This is a genomic window from Paraburkholderia pallida, from assembly GCF_004524855.1.
GTDB classification, from domain to species: Bacteria; Pseudomonadota; Gammaproteobacteria; order Burkholderiales; family Burkholderiaceae; genus Paraburkholderia; species Paraburkholderia oxyphila.
Genome location: NZ_CP038150.1, coordinates 987,601 through 1,003,345, shown reverse-complemented (window position 1 = coordinate 1,003,345; position 15,745 = coordinate 987,601). Strand labels below are relative to the sequence as shown.

Sequence of the window (15,745 nt, the reverse complement as noted above, 5' to 3'; positions counted from 1 at the left end):
GACGTGGTCTCCCGGGTGGCTCAGAGCCGCCCGGCAGCCCGCCGCACTTTGTACGTCTGCAGGTTGATCCCGCAAAGACGGTGCACGGTATCGTCCAGCCCATGGGCGCGCACGCGGCTGAGCATGTATTCGACGATATGCTCGCCTTCGATCGATGCCTTGCGTTCTCGGTCGCGCAGGATCGACGGGACTTCAAGGACGTGGGCGTCGGTTTCGCAGCGCAAAACAGGGAGGGCGTCGCTGCGCTCCCGCGCATCGGTCGCTCATGTTCGCGCGAACATGGCCATGCGCTGAAGAATCCAGTCCAGCAGTTCGTGCGCGGCAGCAACGAGCGGCCGCCCGGATTTCACCAGCACCCGCGCCATCGTGCCCAGAAAAAGCGCATGGTCGATGGGCACCGTCACGAGCTCCCCGGCCTCGATCTCGCGCGACGCGGCGAATTCGCCGATCAGCGTGATGAAGTTCCCGTCCGCCACAATGCGCTTGAGCGCCGTGAGCGAGTTGGTGGTGAGTGTCGGGCGGATGGCAATGTTCTCCGCGAAGGCGAGCATGTTCGCGAGATGTCCGATGCCGAACGTGCTCGGCATGAGCGCGAGCGGCCACGCGAGCAGGTCCTGCACCGATGCGTGCGTGCCGCGCAGGGCAAGCGGATGGTCTCGCCGCACGAGCAGCATGACCGGCTGTGCGGAACTCGCCCGGTACTCGATGCGCGGATGCGGCGGCGGGTTGAACGCCAGGCCGATATGGGCCCGGCTTTCGGCGACTTCGTTGAGCACATCGTCGACGGGCAGCATGCTGAGGCCGATATCGAGCTTCGGATATTTCTCGCAGAACGGTGTGATGACTTCGGCGATCAGCGCATCGACATAGCCCTCGCTCACGGCGAGCTCCACCCGCCCTTGCTGGAGGCCGCGCAACGCGTGCAACTGGTCCTCGAACTTCTCCTGCTGGGCGCGATAGCCGCGCCAGAATTCGAGCAGGTGCGCGGCCGCCTCGGTGGGCTTGACGCCGCGCGCCTGCCGCTCGAATAGCTGCGCACCCAGTTCGTCCTCGAGCAGCTTGATCTGCCGCGTGATGACCGAGGGCGAGGTATTCAGGCTGTCCGCCGCGCCGCGTATCGTGCCGTGGCTCAGCACCTCATGAAAGTAGCGCAACCGCTGCTGATTGATTTCGCGCATCGTACCCTCGCCGGAGCGTGTGTTGCCCTGGAGAGAACGATATGTGAACTTTGTTGCTCTTGCTAGCGCGGCTTGCCCTGGTCACGATGTCGTTGCCAAGACTCACATAACGGATCTCCAGGAGACAGGCATGGCGGCTATCATCCCCACAGCGCAAGCCGGCAACGCTTCGGCGCTGTACAGCAAGATCAATGCACGGCTCTTGCCGTTGCTGCTCATCTGCTATTTGTTTGCATACCTCGACCGCGTCAATGTCGGCTTCGCGAAGCTGCAGATGCAAACCGACCTGGGGTTCTCGGATGCGGCTTACGGTGTCGGCGCCGGCATCTTCTTCATTGGCTACGTGCTGTTCGAACTGCCAAGCAATCTGATGTTGCCGCGCGTTGGCGCGCGCCGGACCTTCTCGCGGATTCTCGTGCTATGGGGCATCACTTCGGCCTGCATGCTGTTCGTCAAGAGCGTGCCGGCCTTCTATGCGATGCGCTTCCTGCTCGGCGTGTTCGAAGCGGGATTCGCGCCGGGCATGATCTTCTACTTGTCGCGCTGGTACGGTCCCACGCGCATGGCGCGCGCCATCGCCATCGTCTTTCTGGCCGGACCGATCGGCGGTATCGTCGGCGGCCCGCTCTGCGCCGGCATCATGACCGCGCTCGCCGGTGCGATGGGGCTCGCGGGCTGGCAATGGATGTTCCTCGTGGAAGGGCTGCCCTGCATCGTGCTCGGGATCGCGGTGTTCTTCTACCTGCCCGATCGCCCGGCGGATGCCGGCTGGCTCAGCCATACGGAGCGGCGGCGGCTGGAAGCCGAAGTCGGCAGTGAGCAAGCGCACCCGGCACAGTTTCGCGATGTGCTGAAGGACCGCAAGGTCTATGGGCTCGCGTTCGCCTACTTCTGCATCATCGCATCGATCTATGCGATCAGCTTCTGGCTGCCGGCCATCTTGCAGGCGCAGGGCGTGAGCAGTCTCGTCACGCTGGGCTGGTATGCGTCCATTCCATACGTGGCCGCCGCCTTCGGCATGATCTATATGGGACGGCGCTCGGACCGCGTGGGCGAGCGCCGGCTTCACTGCGCGGTGCCGGCCGCCGCGGCTGCGGTGCTGCTCGTGGCGTGTGCGTTCGCCGGCATGCATCTCTGGGTTTCGCTCACCCTCCTGACTTGCGTCACTGCGGCGCTCTGGATGGCCTATACGGTGTTCTGGGCGATTCCGCCCGCGTACATCAAGGGGCCGGCCGCCGCGGGCGGCATCGCGCTCATCAATACGATCGGCCTCTCGGGCGGCTTCTGGGGGCCGGCCGCCATCGGCTGGATCAAGACCGCGACCGGCAGTCTGCAACCGGCGCTCTACGCGCTGGCGGGCGTATGCCTGCTCGCGGCGCTCCTGATCGCGCGCATCAGCCTTCCGGCTGCGCAGCGCTGAAACACGCCGCTTCCGCGCATGCAGCAATCTGCGACGCGCGAGCGGCTTTCCTGGTTATCCAAAACATCAGAGGTCAGAATCATGAACATTCTCATTGCCGGCTTCCAGCACGAAACCAACACGTTCGCGCCAACCAGGGCCAGTTGGCAGAGCTTCGTTCAGGGCGAAGGATTTCCGCCGCTCGCGCGCGGCGCAGACGTGCTCGCGCTGCGCGACGTGAACGTGCCTGCGGGCGGCTTCATCACGATGGCGGAAGCGGAAGGCCATACGCTGGTGCCGGTGATCTGGGCCGGCGCGAGCGCGTCGGCTCACGTGACGGAGGACGCCTACGAGCGCATTGCCGGTGAGATCGTCGAGGCGGTCCGGCGTGGCGGGTACGATGCGATCTACCTCGATCTGCACGGCGCCATGGTCGCGGAGCACCTCGACGACGGCGAAGGCGAATTGCTGCGGCGCGTGCGGACGATCGTCGGCGCCGACGTGCCCATCGTCGTCTCGCTCGACCTGCATGCGAACGTGACTGGCGAGATGTTCCGGCATGCCGACGCGATGGTCGCGTACCGCACCTATCCGCACGTCGACATGGCCGAGACCGGCGCGCGTGCCGCCCGCATCCTGATGCGGATGATGTCCGCGCGCGAGCGTGGCCTCAAGCACGTGGTGCGGCGCATGCCGTTCCTGATTCCCGTGAACGGCATGTGCACGCTCGCGGACCCGGCGCGCAGCCTCTATGAGCGTCTCGCGGCGCTCGAGCGCGACCCGGTCGTGTCACTCTCGTTTACGCCGGGATTTCCAGCCGCCGATTTCCCCGAATGCGGGGCGGCCGTCTGGGGCTACGGGTTCGACGAGGCCGCGGTGACGGCTGCCGTCGAGACGCTCGCCGCGGCGATCGTCTCTCGGGAAAGCGACTGGGACGTGCATTTCCTCGACCCTGACGAAGCCGTGCGCGAGGCCATGCGCATCGCAGGGCACGCGACGCGCCCCGTGGTGATTGCGGATACCCAGGACAACCCCGGCGTGGGCGGCGATTCGAACACGATGGGGCTCGTGCGCGCGTTGTTGCGCCAGGGCGCGCACGATGCCGCCGTGGGCCTCGTGTGGGACCTGCACGCGGCCGCGAAGGCTCACGAGGCGGGGGTCGGTGCGATCATCGACCTGACACTCGCGGGCGGCACGGGCGTGCCCGGCGACGCGCCGCTTGCGGGAGCGTTCGTGGTGGAGCATCTGGCCGACGGGCGCGTGCGTTTCGATGGTCCGATGATGAATGGCATGTGGACGGATATCGGGCCTGTCGCGTGCCTGCGTATCGGTGGCGTGCGCATTGCGGTCTGCTCGGTCAAGATGCAGATTTTCGATCGCAATCTTTATCGCGTGGCGGGCATCGAGCCCGAACGTATGAAGATTCTCGTGAACAAGAGCTCGGTCCACTATCGCGCCGACTTCGACTCGATTGCGGAGGCCCATCTCGTCGCGAAGGCGCCTGGCCCGATGGCCGCCGATCCGGCCGATCTGCCCTGGAAGCGGATCGATCCGCAGGTGCGGTTGCGCCCGAACGGCGCCTCGTTGCGCGAGTTGAGACCGCAGACTGCTTGATCCCATTCCGGACGAGCGGATCACTTCAAAGTGCCGGGCCGCAACTGCAGGTTTTCGCGATGCTGCGGGCCACGCGGCCCGTAGTCGAGCTCGGCGCCCACGTTGCTGCTATGGAGGATTGGAGCGGGCGCATCGCAGGGGTCCATGATCGACTCGACGAAAATCAGCCTGTCGTTCGGCGCGGCGAGGGCGCTTTGAAGATCCCCGCAGGTCTTGACCACGAACGATTGCGCCGTCGCGCCGGGATGGAGCACCTTCGGCAGGTCGGCATAGGACCAGTTGGCGATGTCGTTGTAAGGCTCGGTCTTGCCGAGGTAGCCGCGTTCGATGGTGTATCCGCCGTTGTTGATCAGCAGGATCACCGGCTTGTGGTCATGATGCAGAATGGTCGAGAGTTCCTGCGCCGTGACCTGGAACGAGCCGTCGCCCACCAGCAGAATATGGCGCCGCTCGGGTGCCGCAGTGAGCGCACCCAGCAGGGCGCCAACGGAAAACCCAATCGATCCCCAGTTGATCGACCCAATAAAGGTGCAGTTCGGCGGAAGCTTCAGGCCGAGCAGGGAGAATGACGTGCCATTGTCGACATACAGGACGTCGCCGGGCCGCAGGTAGCCCTCGATGGCCTGCCAGTAGGCCGCCTGAGTCAGTGCAGCGGCACTGTCCGCCGGCGCGGCCGGCGCGGCTGCAGCGGCAGGCTGCGGTGCGCGGTTCGTGACCGCCGGGACTGCTTCGATAACGCCGCGCAGCACTTCCTTCAGTGTGACGGCCTGATAGTTTTCCTCACCGATGTCCACGGCGTGCCCGCGCGCGTGGATCGTGCCGGCGGGCAGCGTGGCCGTGAAATCGCCCGTGGTGACCTCGATCGGCCGATAGCCGACGGCGAGCAGACAGTCGCTGCTTTCGATCGCTTCACGTGCCTGCGGCTCGCTGGCCTTGCCGCCGTAGATGCCGGCGTAATGCGCGAACGACTCGTCGATCACCCCCTTGGCTGCGTTGATCGCGGCCACCGGCGCCTGCAGCTTGCTTGCCAGCTCCATGAGCTCGGGGACGACGCCGAACCGGTCCGCGTCCGTATCGACGAGGATCGCGGGCGCGGTGGCGGCGGAGAGCCGTTGCGCGAGTGCAGCGATGCACGACTGCAGCCGTTCCGGATCGCTGGGCGGCTCGGCCAGGACGAGTGCATGGGCAGGCACCTCGATCTCCAGATAGGCGATGTCGGAGGGCAACTCCATGTAGACCGGGAGCTTCTCGCGCCAGGCGGTGAGGATCAATCGGTCGATCTCGACGGCAGCGTTGCGCGGGGTGATCCTGGCCTGTGCCGCGGTCACCGGCGCGTAGGCGCGCAGGAAGTGGTCGAAGTTGCCGTCTGCCATGGTGTGATGCATGCCAAGGCCGCGGTCGATGGACCTCAGCGGGATCGAACCGCAAATGCAGATGATGGGGACATGCTCGGCGTAGGCGCCGGCGACACCGTTCAGTGCGCTCAGGGCGCCGACGCCGTTCGTGACGAGCAGCGCGCCGAGCCCATTCAGGCGTGCATAGCCGTCTGCCGCATAGGATGAGGTCAGCTCCCCCGTCGTGCCCACCCATTCCAGCGAGCCGCTATCGTGCAGCTGCTGCAACAGTGCGAGGTTGTAGTCGCCTGGTACGCCGAACAGATGCCGAATGCCGGCTTCCTCGAGACGGCGAAGCAGGAAGTCGCCGATCGTCATGCGCTGGGTGAGGTCACCTGTGTTTTGCTTGCTTTCCATAAAGGACTCCGAATTGGGATGTTGAAGGAACGCGCGGTATCGTGAGGGATCGAATCGCAGGGATCGGACCCCGGCCAGATACACCCCACGCGGATATTGGCTTGACGATTGCTGGCAACGTGAATACGGTGCGGCGCTTTCCTGCGCGCAGGCGTTGGCAACGGATAGGGCCAAAATGGTCTGAGCAATCGAAAATACGTACCGGGATCATCGGGTTCGTATTGCGTTGCTAACTAAAAAGCGTGGGTTGTCTGGATGAGTCAGCCTGTGCTGAGTAAAGTAGTTTGTGATACAGCGCGATGCCAGTGTAGGTGTCCGGTTCGCACGAGGAAGTGACCCAGTTATTACAAAAAAATATCAGCTGCGGCGTGCGTCCCTGATCGGCATGTCCGCCATGACGACGCGATTGGCACCGCCTGTCCATGCGTCATTTTCTTGTAATGAATGGGTAACGGCCCTGTTCGCGCCCGCCTCCTAGACTGCGGTCACGCTGGACAGAACGGGCATTCCGGTCAGTTCTCCGGTCAACTTCATGCGGATGAATGCACAGGAATCGGACGACATGAGAATCCTCGTCATTGAAGACGAAGCCAAGACAGCTGCGTACCTGCAGAGCGGCTTGACGGAAGCGGGCTACGTCGTCGACGTCGCCGCGAACGGCATAGACGGGCTGCATCTCGCGCAGGAGATGCGCTACGACCTGGTCTTGCTCGACGTGATGATGCCGGAGATGGATGGCTGGACCGTCATGAAGAAGCTCGGTGCGCGCAGTGACACGCCGGTGCTGTTCCTGAGCGCTCGCGGCACGCTCGAAGACCGGCTGAAGGGCCTCGATCTCGGCGCCGACGACTACCTGGTCAAGCCCTTTTCATTCGCCGAACTGCTGGCGCGCGTGCGCATCATCCTGCGCCGCGGTCAGCCCCAGAAGCATGAGGAAGAGGTGTTCGAAGTCGGGGATCTTCGTGTCGACGTGCCGAGGCGCAGAGTCGAGCGGGCCGGCGTGCGCATTACGCTGACCAACAAGGAGTTCAACCTGCTGCAGTTCTTCTTGTTGCATCAGGACCAGGTGCTCTCCCGCGCCCTGATCGCGTCCCGCGTGTGGGACATGAATTTCGACAGCGACAGCAACGTCGTCGATGTCGCCGTGCGGCGGTTGCGGCAGAAGATCGACGAGCCTTTCCCCGTGCGCCTGATCCACACGGTTCACGGCGTGGGGTATCGATTCGAGCACGAAGCATGAAGCGCCTGTCGCTCACCACGCGGCTTGCATTGCTGTACGCCGTGATCGTTTTTACCGCGATGGCGTCGCTCGGCGCGCTCCTGTACAGGGGGCTGGAGCAGCAACTGATCATGCGCGACGACGCCGCGCTTGTGACCCGCGTCGACCAGCTCCGCACGCTGATGAACGACGCCGACGTGCGCGAGCTGATTCATGACAAGCCCCATCTTTTTGCCAACATGCTGGGTAATACGGAGTCGCTGCTGATCGTGCGCTTCCCCGGAGAAGCCCCGCTCATTGCGGTCAATCCGGGGCACAGGACCGTGCCCGACATGACACCCGTGCCCGCGGATGTCCCGCTCACGCCCGGCGCCGTTCAGCATACGCGCGCGCCTGATGGGACGCCGTTCATTTACGTCGCCGCTGCGGCGCACGATGTGGCCGGGCCGCACGATCTGCAGATCATCTCCGGCCGGCTGCTGTCCGAGCGCACGCGGTTATTGCGGGCGTACAGGAACCAGATTGTGTTGCTGGCCTCGGCCGCAGCGCTCATCGTCGCGTTGCTCGCTTTCTTTCTCGCGCGCCGCAACATGCAACCGTTGCGGCTCCTCGCGGCGAAGACGGGGGCGATCGGCATCAATACGCTCTCGACCCGCATCGAACAGCGCGCATCGCCGCCTGAGCTCGACGCACTGATTGCGGCATTCAACGGCATGCTGGATCGTCTCGAGCGCGGCTTCACGCAGTTGAAACAGGTGTCGGCGGACATGGCGCACGACCTGCGAACGCCCATCGGCAACCTGATGGGGCAGACCGAAGTGGGATTGAGCCAGACGCGCGATACCGCGTATTACCAGCGGCTCCTCGGCTCGAATTTCGAGGAGCTGCAGCGGCTGTCCAAAATGCTGGAGAACATGCTTTTTCTCGCCCGGACCGAGCACGCGGACAACGCCATCGAGCGCCAGGACTTGCTGCTTGCAGACGAGTTCGAACGCTTGCAGGAGTATTTCGAAGGCCTCGCGGACGAGCGCGACGTCAGTCTCCAGTGGCACGGCGGTGGCTATGTGTCGGCGGACCCGCTGCTGCTGCGCCGCGCGCTGGGGAACCTGCTCGCGAATGCCCTGCGATATGCCGAGCCGGGCACGGCGATTTCGACCGTGGCGGAGCAGGGACCCGACGCAACGACGCTCCACGTCGAGAACCATGGACCAACGATCGAGCCGCATCATCTCGAGCGAATCTTCGACCGCTTCTATCGTGCGGATCCCTCGCGGCACCGGTCATCGGAGTCGAGTGGGCTTGGACTTTCGATCGTGCGCAGCATCATGTCGCTGCACGGCGGAACGTGGCACGCGTCGAGCAGCAACGGCGTGACGCGCTTTACGCTCGTGTTTCCGCGGCACGATGCGATCAGTGCGGGCAGGCCCTCATCGAACGTCACGGGGTCCGCTGCGACGGCGGGCACCACGCAGGGCGACCGGCGGTCCTGAGCAACCTGGAAGTTTTCTCCATCACAGGATTTAATTCATCTTCGTGGTCATCTATATATAGAGGAATACGAATTAATTAAGAATAGTGATTTGGAATGAGTCGTAGATCGATCCGGCTGCTCTCGTGCTTGTTGCTTGTCAACCGGATTTTTCGTGTATGAAACAAAGGAGATTCAAATGAAGGTTCGACAGCTTGGCGCGGCTCTGGCCACACTTTCCATCGCGTTGGCAGGCAATGCGGCGTGGGCACAAACCAACGCGTCAGAGACGCCAGCGCCGGTGCACAATATCGTGCTGGTACATGGCTTGTATGCCGACGGTTCGAGCTGGGAGAAGGTGATCCCGCTGCTGCAGGCCAAAGGGCTGCACGTGACCTCGGTCCAGAATCCGACCACGTCGCTCGACGCGGACGTGGATGCCGTCAAGCGGGCACTGGACCAGCAAGACGGGCCCACGCTGCTGGTCGCGCACTCGTATGGCGGCATGGTGATCAGCCAGGCGGGCGACGATCCCAAGGTGAGCGGCCTCGTCTATATCGCGGCCCGGGCGCCGGACGCCGGCGAGGATTACGCCGCGCTGACCCGCAAGTTCCCGGCCGCGCCCGCATCGAAGGGACTCCAGTGGTCTGCGAATGGCTACGGAAAACTCTCCGAAAATGCCTTCGTGCAAGACTTCGCAGGCGATCTGCCCATTCAGGAAGCGCAGGCTTACTATGCGGTCCAGCAGCCGGCAGGCCGGGCGATCACAACCGCCAGAACGACGATTGCGGCATGGCACGACAAGCCCACGTGGTATGCGGTGTCGACTGAAGATCGCACCATCAACCCCGATCTCGAGCGGTTCATGGCAAAGCGCATGAACGCCCATACGGTCGAGATCAATGCGAGTCATGTCTCGTTGATCTCGCATCCGCAGCAGGTCGCCGACCTGATTCTGGAAGCGGCGGGACAGCAAACGCAGTGAACGCATGAGCGCACGAACGGCAGCCGTTCGCATCCACGCGGCAGAGCACTCGAAATCGATCGCGAGGCGCCCGATTCACCGATTCCAGAGGACGAAAGTGGCCATTGTGTCGGGTGTTTCAACGGTTTATGGCATCGACCGGAGCTTGCCTGCCGCGGAAAATCGAGTATTGATACAGGTTGTAGCCGATCATGACCGGGAACATCAGGCCGATCCCAGTCAACATGAATTCGAGGGTCCTGCTATCCGATGCCGCTTGCAAGATTGTGAGCTTTCCGGGCACGAAGTCGGGATAGAGACTGATAGTAAGGCTTGCGAACGACACCACGAAGAGCGTAACGGCAGCCCGGAATGGCTGTCGTTCTCGTCCCCATGAAAGCGATGCGACGAGCCAGACATAGGCCAGTACGGCACATGCGCAAAGTCCCGAAAGCACGGCAAACACGCGCGGATCGGACCAGCGTGCGTGGATAGCCGCGCTGTCAAACCAGGTGGCTACACTGATAACGACTGCGGCAGCGACGGTGAGCTCCGCGCTCAGCAAGGCCAGCCAGCGGGCCCAATTCGCGAGCGCGCCCACGGTCTTGCTCACAAGCCAGGTTGCGCCGAGCAACAGGTAGCCGGTGACTACGCCAAATGCCGTGACGGCGATGAACAACGTGCTGGACTCGCCAGGCAGGAATCCCGTAATCACCTTGCCGAGCACGACGCCTTGCGCTGTTGCCGCCACGAGGCTGCCCGCACCGAACACCGCGTCCCATAGCCGTCCGTAGTGAGGGCTATGGCGAAACTCGATCGCCGCCCCACGCATGATCAGTCCCGCTATGAGCGCCATGACGGGCAGATAGAGGTCCTGCATCAGGATCGCGTAGGCTGCGGGGAATGCACCAAACAACGCGCCGCCGAGCACGACGAGCCACGTCTCGTTCGCGTCCCAGACGTGACCGATGGTCTGAACCATGACGTCGCGGTCTTCACGCGCTTTGCTCAGCAGGGTGAGCATGCCCACCCCAAGATCGAATCCATCCGTCACGACGTAGAAGACCAGCATCAGGCCAATCAGGCCGAACCACGTGAGGGCAAGCAGGGAATGAGTGACGTTATCCATTGCGCTAATTCACTTTGACAGGGGACATGGGGGCTCAGTAGCCGCTCGCCGCGGGCTGGGGCGAGGCGGTCAAGGGCACGGGTGGCGTGGCTGTGAGGTCGGGTCCGTTCTTCAGCCAACGTCGTGCGAGAAGGAAAAAGCTGCTGAGCAAGACGAGATAGAACGTGCAGAACATCGCCATACTCGCGGCAACGTCACTCGCCGGCACACTGGACACGGCTTGACTGGTGCGCAGCAACCCGTATATGACCCACGGCTGACGCCCCACCTCGCGCACGATCCACCCGGCTTCGACAGCCAGGTAGGGCAGTGGGATGCAGAGCGCCCATGCGAGCAGCAGCTTGCGCTGTGCTACGAGGTGCGCGAGACTGCCCCGCGCCTTACGCAGCGCCCATGCGGTCCAGAACGCGAGTAGCGTGAACGCGAAGCCGATGCCCGCCATCAAGCGGAATGCATAGTAGAGGAGCGGCAGCATGGGCGGCTGGTCGGCGCGCGGGAAGTCCGTGAGTCCTTTCACCTGACCATGCAATGAATGAGTCCCGATGATGCTGAGGAGCCCGGGGATTTCGATCGCCCAGTCGTTACGCTGCTTCTTTTGATCAGGCCAGGCAAGGAGCGACCATGCGGCGCCAGTCCCGGGCTTGTTGGTCTCCCAGTGCCCCTCGATGGCTGCGCCCTTCGCCGGTTGAGTTGCAAACACGCTGACGCCGCTCGAGTCGCCGAGCCAGAGCTGAACGGGTGCGACGAAGACGAGCACCGTCAATGCAATCTTGAACGAACGCGCAAAGAAGCTGGCATGCCGGCCGCGCAACAAGTGGTACGCGGAGAGGCCCGCGATCACGAACATGCCCGTTTCGATTGCCGCCATCCACATGTGCAGCACGCCCCACACCATATCGGGGTTGAAGATGGCCGCCAGATAGTCCGTCACCACGATCTTGCCGTTGACGACGGTGACGCCGGCGGGGGTTTGCATCCACGAATTGGCAACCATGATCCAGAATGCGGAAAGCGTGGACCCGAGCGCCACCATGCCGGTCGCGAAGCAATGTACACCGCGCGGCACACGTCCCCAGCCGAGCATCATCACGCCGATGAACCCGGCCTCGAGCATGAACGCCATGGCGCCTTCGAAACCCAGAATGTTGCCGAAGAATTGACCACTGAACTGAGCAAAGCCGGACCAGTTGGTGCCGAACTGAAACTCCATCGGAATGCCGCTGACTACGCCGACCGCGAAGTTGAGCGCGAGCAGCTTGCCCCAGAAGCGGGCGTGCCTGTAGTACAACACGTCTCCGGTGCGGATCCACAGCACTTCGACCAGCAGCAGGAATGCCGAAAGACTGATGGTCAGGATCGGCCACAGAATGTGGAAGATCGCGGTCATCGCAAACTGGGTTCGTGAGAGATGGAGTGCGTCAGCAAGCATCATGAGTCTCCTTGGATAAAGTGGACTCAATCATGATCGTTCAGGGGACGCGGGGCTTGAGCAATTGCCCTCGAGTTCAGGAATCGCACGCTGTTTGCGTGCTCACGCGATTCGGGCGGGCTCAGGCGATGCGAAGGGCGAAACAGATAACCAACTTGTAATCAGCGGGTCAGACTTGGGAAAGTAGGGGGTGCGCAGAATGCATCTCAACTCTTCGCCAATCCATGTGGAGAGTTCAATGGCCGTGTTCTTGCGGATGTGGCCGCTAACCCCTCTCAAGGTGACCATCATGAAGATGCTTCTTCCCGCAGTCCTGATCTCCTGCGTTCTTGGTGCGCCCACGCTTGCCTGTGCGCAGGCCACCGATGCGCCGATCACTCGCGCCGAAGTCAGCGCGGATCTGATTCGCGTCGAGCAGGCTGGCTATAACCCGGCCAGCTCCGATCTGTACTACCCCGCCGACATTCAGGCTGCCGAAGCAAAAGTGGCGGCTCACGACGGGTCGCCCGCGGCCCAGGCCACGGGTGGCGTGGCACTGTCCGGTGCTTCGCAGGCGGGTGCTGCGCTCGCGATGAACGATACAGCGTCGATCTACGCTCACCCGTGAGCGCGGTCGTGCGCGCCGGCGAGGGAGCAATCGGGATGCGCGCATCCGGCTTGCTCCCGCCGGTTCGGCGGATGAGCGCGTTGTGAAACGTCACGCCAGGGAGTGTCAACGTGAAAGCACTGCCGGAAAGAAGCGCCATATTGACGGCGCCGTTGGAGGCGGGCTCGACCCCACCGTTGATCGTGAGGGAAACGTCGTGGCGCTGTGATGCACGACGGCAAGGCACGCGTTCGTCGTCGCAAGACCGCTCGCTTGGCTTTTCGCGCTGGACGCTTGGCGCGCCTTGCGCGGCGCCGGTCGCCAATCAGGGTGAAGGGGCCTTTCATACGATTGCAGTCAGCTTGCAGTCGACCGACCTGAGGTTCAGTCATGGCGCCCGTGTGATTCACGACGGCCGGGTCACGCCAGGGGTGACGCAGATTACGCAAACCGGGCAGGGCGTCAGCGCACTGTTCAGAGCGCCTTGCGACGTGCTGCATCTGTACGTGCCGCAGGCACTGCTGCACGAGTGCTATGCCCATGTCTGCGGCCGGCCACCCGCGCAAGAGGTGATGCTGGGAAACGCTGCGATCGTGCCCGATGTCGCCGTGTCCCGGCTTGCATGTGCACTCGTGTGGGCACACGCAGAGGGCTCGACAGTCAACGAGCTGTTTGCTGACTGCGTTGGCATTGCCATTGTCACGCGCCTGCTATCGCGTGAGATCCACGGCGGGCGAAAGTCGCAGCGCACGGTCACGGAACTCCCACGCTGGCGGCTGAAACGGGCCATCGAATTCATCGATGCGCATTTGTCCGATCCGATCGGGCTGGAAGATATCGCGCAAAGCACGGGTCTCACGCGCATGCATTTTGCCGCGCAGTTCCGCGTAGCGACCGGCATGAGCCCGCACAATTACCTGCTGCAAAGACGTGTCGAACTGGCTCAGTTGCTGCTCGCGACCTCGGGGCGGTCCGTGCTCGATATCGCGCTCGAAACCGGCTTTCGTTCGCAGGCGCATTTTACGACCGTGTTCAGGCAGCGCGTAGGCGAGACGCCGGCTCGCTACCGCGCGCAGGTAGCCGAGGAATTGTCGTGCGAAACGTAACGTTGCCGTTCGTGGCATGAAACATCGACGTTGAAACGGTGTCACGCTAGCTCCTGGAGCAGCGTCATGCGAACCCGAGTCCTGCGCTGATTCCCGAGGGCATTACTGCGCGTCACATCATTTTTCGGAGTCCTCATATGGGCAAGAAAGTTGCGGAAGTCATCGTCGAAGTCCTTGAACAAGCGGGTGTCAAGCGCTGCTACGGCATCGTGGGCGATACGCTCAACCTGATCGCCGAGCATCTGGAGCGTAGCTCCATTGATTGGGTCAGCGTGCGCCACGAGGAGGCCGGCGCCTTTGCAGCGGGAACAGAGGCGCTCCACACAGGCAACCTGACCGCGTGCGCAGGGAGCTGCGGTCCAGGCAGCCTGCATTTCATCAACGGATTGTATGAAGCCAATCGTAATCGTGCACCTGTCGTCCTGATCGCGAGTCAGGTCGCGATGAGCGAGATGGGTTTCGAATTCGTTCAGGAGGTGGACTTCAACACCGTCTTCAAGGAGTGCTCGGTATTCTGCGACATGATCCTGACGCCCGAGCAGGCAAGGAAGAAGGCGGTAATGGCATGCCAGGCCGCATTGTCCAGACGCGGCGTTGCCGTGTTGATCGTGCCCGTCGATGTCTCTCACGGTGAAGTGAAAGAAGACTTTCCTTATCGCGTTCATCAAAGTCGCCCGACTATCCGGCCGTCTGACGAAGAGATCAAGGAGATCGCGCGGACCCTCAACGAAGGCAGAAAGATCGCCATTTATGCGGGCTCCGGCTGCGAGGGGGCGCTAGACGAGATCATGGCGGTGGCGGAGCGGCTCAAGGCGCCCGTTGCCCACACGTCTCGCGCAAAGTGCTTTCTCGAGCCTGGCAATCCGTACAACATCGGCATGACAGGCATCCTGGGGAATGAAGCCGGGTACAACGCCCTGCTCGAATGCGACACCCTGCTGTTGCTGGGCGCCGATTTTGCGTGGCGTCAGTTCTATCCCGACGCGGCCACGATCGTCCAGATCGACATCAACCCCATGCATCTGGGACGGCGCCATCACATCACGCTGGGCGCGGTCGGCGACATCCAGCCCACCCTGGCGGCGTTGCTGCCGCATCTGAAACTGAACGGCGATGCGTCGTTTCAGCAGAAGTACGTAAAACGCTACGCCGAGTCCATGGCGTCAGCCAGAAAGCAGCTCGTACCCGGACGCAACAACACCATTCCCGGCTCGTATCTGGCATCGGTGATCGATCAGTATGCCGCCGACGATGCGCTCATATGCGCAGACGATGGATCGCCGATCGTGTGGGCGCTGCGCCTGTTCGAGGCCAACGGCAAACGCGAGATTTTCGGCAGCCTTCTGCATGGCACCATGGCGACCGCGTTACCGAGCGCAATCGGTCTGCAAAAGGCGTCACCTGATCGTCAGGTCATTGCCCTGTGTGGGGATGGCGGGATTGCCATGCTGTTTGGCGAACTCCTCACCACGATCCAGGAAGAGGTGCCCATCAAGATTGCCGTGTTCGACAACAGCAAGCTGGGCTTTGTGGAAATCGAACAAAAGTCCGAGGGCATGCTCGATACGTTCACGCACCTGAAAAACCCGGACTTCGGCAAAGTGGCGGAGGCCGTTGGCCTTTGGGGGAAAACGGTTCGGTCGGCCTCCGAGCTTCCGGGCGCCGTGCAGGACTGGTTGGCACAACCCGGTCCCGCGCTTCTCAATGTCGTCGTGAACCCGCTGGAATTGGTCAAACCGCCGTTTTTCGAAGTCAAGCCGGTGATCGGCATGGCCCTGTACTCCGTGCGCGCCGTCCTCAACGGCCGTGGCGCGGATGTGCTGGAAATGGTGCGTGAAAACTTCCTTTGACCGCGTGTCTCGTTCAGTTCGAAACTTCGTGTGAGCGCGGGTCCTGGACCCG

Annotated in this window: 13 protein-coding genes; 8 read left to right on the top strand and 5 right to left on the bottom strand. The window is 62.9% G+C overall.

Annotation, left to right across the window (positions count from 1 at the left end):
- Positions 1 to 20 precede the first annotated feature (20 nt).
- Entirely contained in the window at positions 21 to 224 is a 204-nt protein-coding gene (locus E1956_RS31005; RefSeq protein ID WP_134756425.1) for a hypothetical protein, read from the bottom strand.
- Between the two features lie 39 nt (positions 225 to 263).
- Positions 264 to 1,178 (bottom strand): LysR family transcriptional regulator, encoded by a 915-nt coding sequence (locus tag E1956_RS31000; RefSeq protein ID WP_134756423.1) that lies wholly within the window; start codon positions 1,176 to 1,178, stop codon positions 264 to 266.
- 130 nt (positions 1,179 to 1,308) lie between these two features.
- On the opposite strand from E1956_RS31000, the gene E1956_RS30995 reads away from it, so the two are divergent.
- Together E1956_RS30995 and E1956_RS30990 are read left to right on the top strand one after the other, a co-directional pair.
- Positions 1,309 to 2,598, top strand: a complete 1,290-nt coding sequence (locus E1956_RS30995) for an MFS transporter (RefSeq protein ID WP_134756421.1) — start codon at positions 1,309 to 1,311, stop codon at positions 2,596 to 2,598.
- Positions 2,599 to 2,679: 81 nt separating this feature from the next.
- Positions 2,680 to 4,191, top strand: coding sequence for a M81 family metallopeptidase (locus tag E1956_RS30990; RefSeq protein ID WP_134756419.1), 1,512 nt, complete (start codon positions 2,680 to 2,682; stop codon positions 4,189 to 4,191).
- Positions 4,192 to 4,211: 20 nt separating this feature from the next.
- On the opposite strand, the gene E1956_RS30985 is transcribed toward E1956_RS30990, so the two are convergent.
- Entirely contained in the window at positions 4,212 to 5,942 is a 1,731-nt protein-coding gene (locus E1956_RS30985; protein WP_134756417.1) for an alpha-keto acid decarboxylase family protein, read from the bottom strand.
- A 562-nt stretch (positions 5,943 to 6,504) separates the two neighbouring features.
- Between E1956_RS30985 and E1956_RS30980 the strand changes: the two genes are divergently transcribed.
- The 3 genes from E1956_RS30980 (at position 6,505) to E1956_RS30970 (ending at position 9,614) form a co-directional block, all read left to right on the top strand.
- Positions 6,505 to 7,182, top strand: a complete 678-nt coding sequence (locus E1956_RS30980) for a heavy metal response regulator transcription factor (protein WP_134756415.1) — start codon at positions 6,505 to 6,507, stop codon at positions 7,180 to 7,182.
- Positions 7,179 to 8,651, top strand: coding sequence for a heavy metal sensor histidine kinase (locus E1956_RS30975; protein WP_134756413.1), 1,473 nt, complete (start codon positions 7,179 to 7,181; stop codon positions 8,649 to 8,651). Before E1956_RS30980 ends, E1956_RS30975 begins: the two co-directional genes overlap by 4 nt.
- Positions 8,652 to 8,828: 177 nt before the next feature.
- Positions 8,829 to 9,614, top strand: a complete 786-nt coding sequence (locus tag E1956_RS30970; protein ID WP_134756410.1) for an alpha/beta hydrolase — start codon at positions 8,829 to 8,831, stop codon at positions 9,612 to 9,614.
- Positions 9,615 to 9,732: 118 nt separating this feature from the next.
- Here the strand turns inward: E1956_RS30970 and E1956_RS30965 are convergent, their stop codons facing one another.
- The gene (locus E1956_RS30965; protein WP_134756408.1) at positions 9,733 to 10,722 is read right to left on the bottom strand and encodes a cytochrome d ubiquinol oxidase subunit II; all 990 of its coding nucleotides are present in this window, start codon (positions 10,720 to 10,722) and stop codon (positions 9,733 to 9,735) included.
- Between the two features lie 34 nt (positions 10,723 to 10,756).
- Positions 10,757 to 12,151 carry a cytochrome ubiquinol oxidase subunit I gene (locus E1956_RS30960; protein ID WP_134757912.1) on the bottom strand — a complete coding sequence of 465 codons (1,395 nt, stop codon included), beginning with the start codon at positions 12,149 to 12,151 and terminating at the stop codon, positions 10,757 to 10,759.
- A 289-nt stretch (positions 12,152 to 12,440) separates the two neighbouring features.
- Between E1956_RS30960 and E1956_RS30955 the strand changes: the two genes are divergently transcribed.
- From E1956_RS30955 to E1956_RS30945, 3 genes are all read left to right on the top strand, one after another.
- Positions 12,441 to 12,758 carry a DUF4148 domain-containing protein gene (locus tag E1956_RS30955; protein ID WP_134756406.1) on the top strand — a complete coding sequence of 106 codons (318 nt, stop codon included), beginning with the start codon at positions 12,441 to 12,443 and terminating at the stop codon, positions 12,756 to 12,758.
- Between the two features lie 110 nt (positions 12,759 to 12,868).
- Complete coding sequence (locus tag E1956_RS30950; RefSeq protein WP_134756404.1) at positions 12,869 to 13,843, top strand: helix-turn-helix domain-containing protein; 975 nt, start codon at positions 12,869 to 12,871, stop codon at positions 13,841 to 13,843.
- A 137-nt stretch (positions 13,844 to 13,980) separates the two neighbouring features.
- Complete coding sequence (locus E1956_RS30945) at positions 13,981 to 15,693, top strand: thiamine pyrophosphate-dependent enzyme (protein WP_134756402.1); 1,713 nt, start codon at positions 13,981 to 13,983, stop codon at positions 15,691 to 15,693.
- The last annotated feature ends 52 nt before the right edge of the window (positions 15,694 to 15,745 follow it).

Bases quoted from the DNA above. Each gene is read 5' to 3' on its own strand.
- E1956_RS31000 (WP_134756423.1), bottom strand. From the start codon at position 1,178: ATGCGCGAAATCAATCAGCAGCGGTTGCGCTACTTTCATGAGGTGCTG.
- E1956_RS30995 (WP_134756421.1), top strand. From the start codon at position 1,309: ATGGCGGCTATCATCCCCACAGCGCAAGCCGGCAACGCTTCGGCGCTG.
- E1956_RS30990 (WP_134756419.1), top strand. From the start codon at position 2,680: ATGAACATTCTCATTGCCGGCTTCCAGCACGAAACCAACACGTTCGCG.
- E1956_RS30985 (WP_134756417.1), bottom strand. From the start codon at position 5,942: ATGGAAAGCAAGCAAAACACAGGTGACCTCACCCAGCGCATGACGATC.
- E1956_RS30980 (WP_134756415.1), top strand. From the start codon at position 6,505: ATGAGAATCCTCGTCATTGAAGACGAAGCCAAGACAGCTGCGTACCTG.
- E1956_RS30975 (WP_134756413.1), top strand. From the start codon at position 7,179: ATGAAGCGCCTGTCGCTCACCACGCGGCTTGCATTGCTGTACGCCGTG.
- E1956_RS30970 (WP_134756410.1), top strand. From the start codon at position 8,829: ATGAAGGTTCGACAGCTTGGCGCGGCTCTGGCCACACTTTCCATCGCG.
- E1956_RS30965 (WP_134756408.1), bottom strand. From the start codon at position 10,722: ATGGATAACGTCACTCATTCCCTGCTTGCCCTCACGTGGTTCGGCCTG.
- E1956_RS30960 (WP_134757912.1), bottom strand. From the start codon at position 12,151: ATGCTTGCTGACGCACTCCATCTCTCACGAACCCAGTTTGCGATGACC.
- E1956_RS30955 (WP_134756406.1), top strand. From the start codon at position 12,441: ATGAAGATGCTTCTTCCCGCAGTCCTGATCTCCTGCGTTCTTGGTGCG.
- E1956_RS30945 (WP_134756402.1), top strand. From the start codon at position 13,981: ATGGGCAAGAAAGTTGCGGAAGTCATCGTCGAAGTCCTTGAACAAGCG.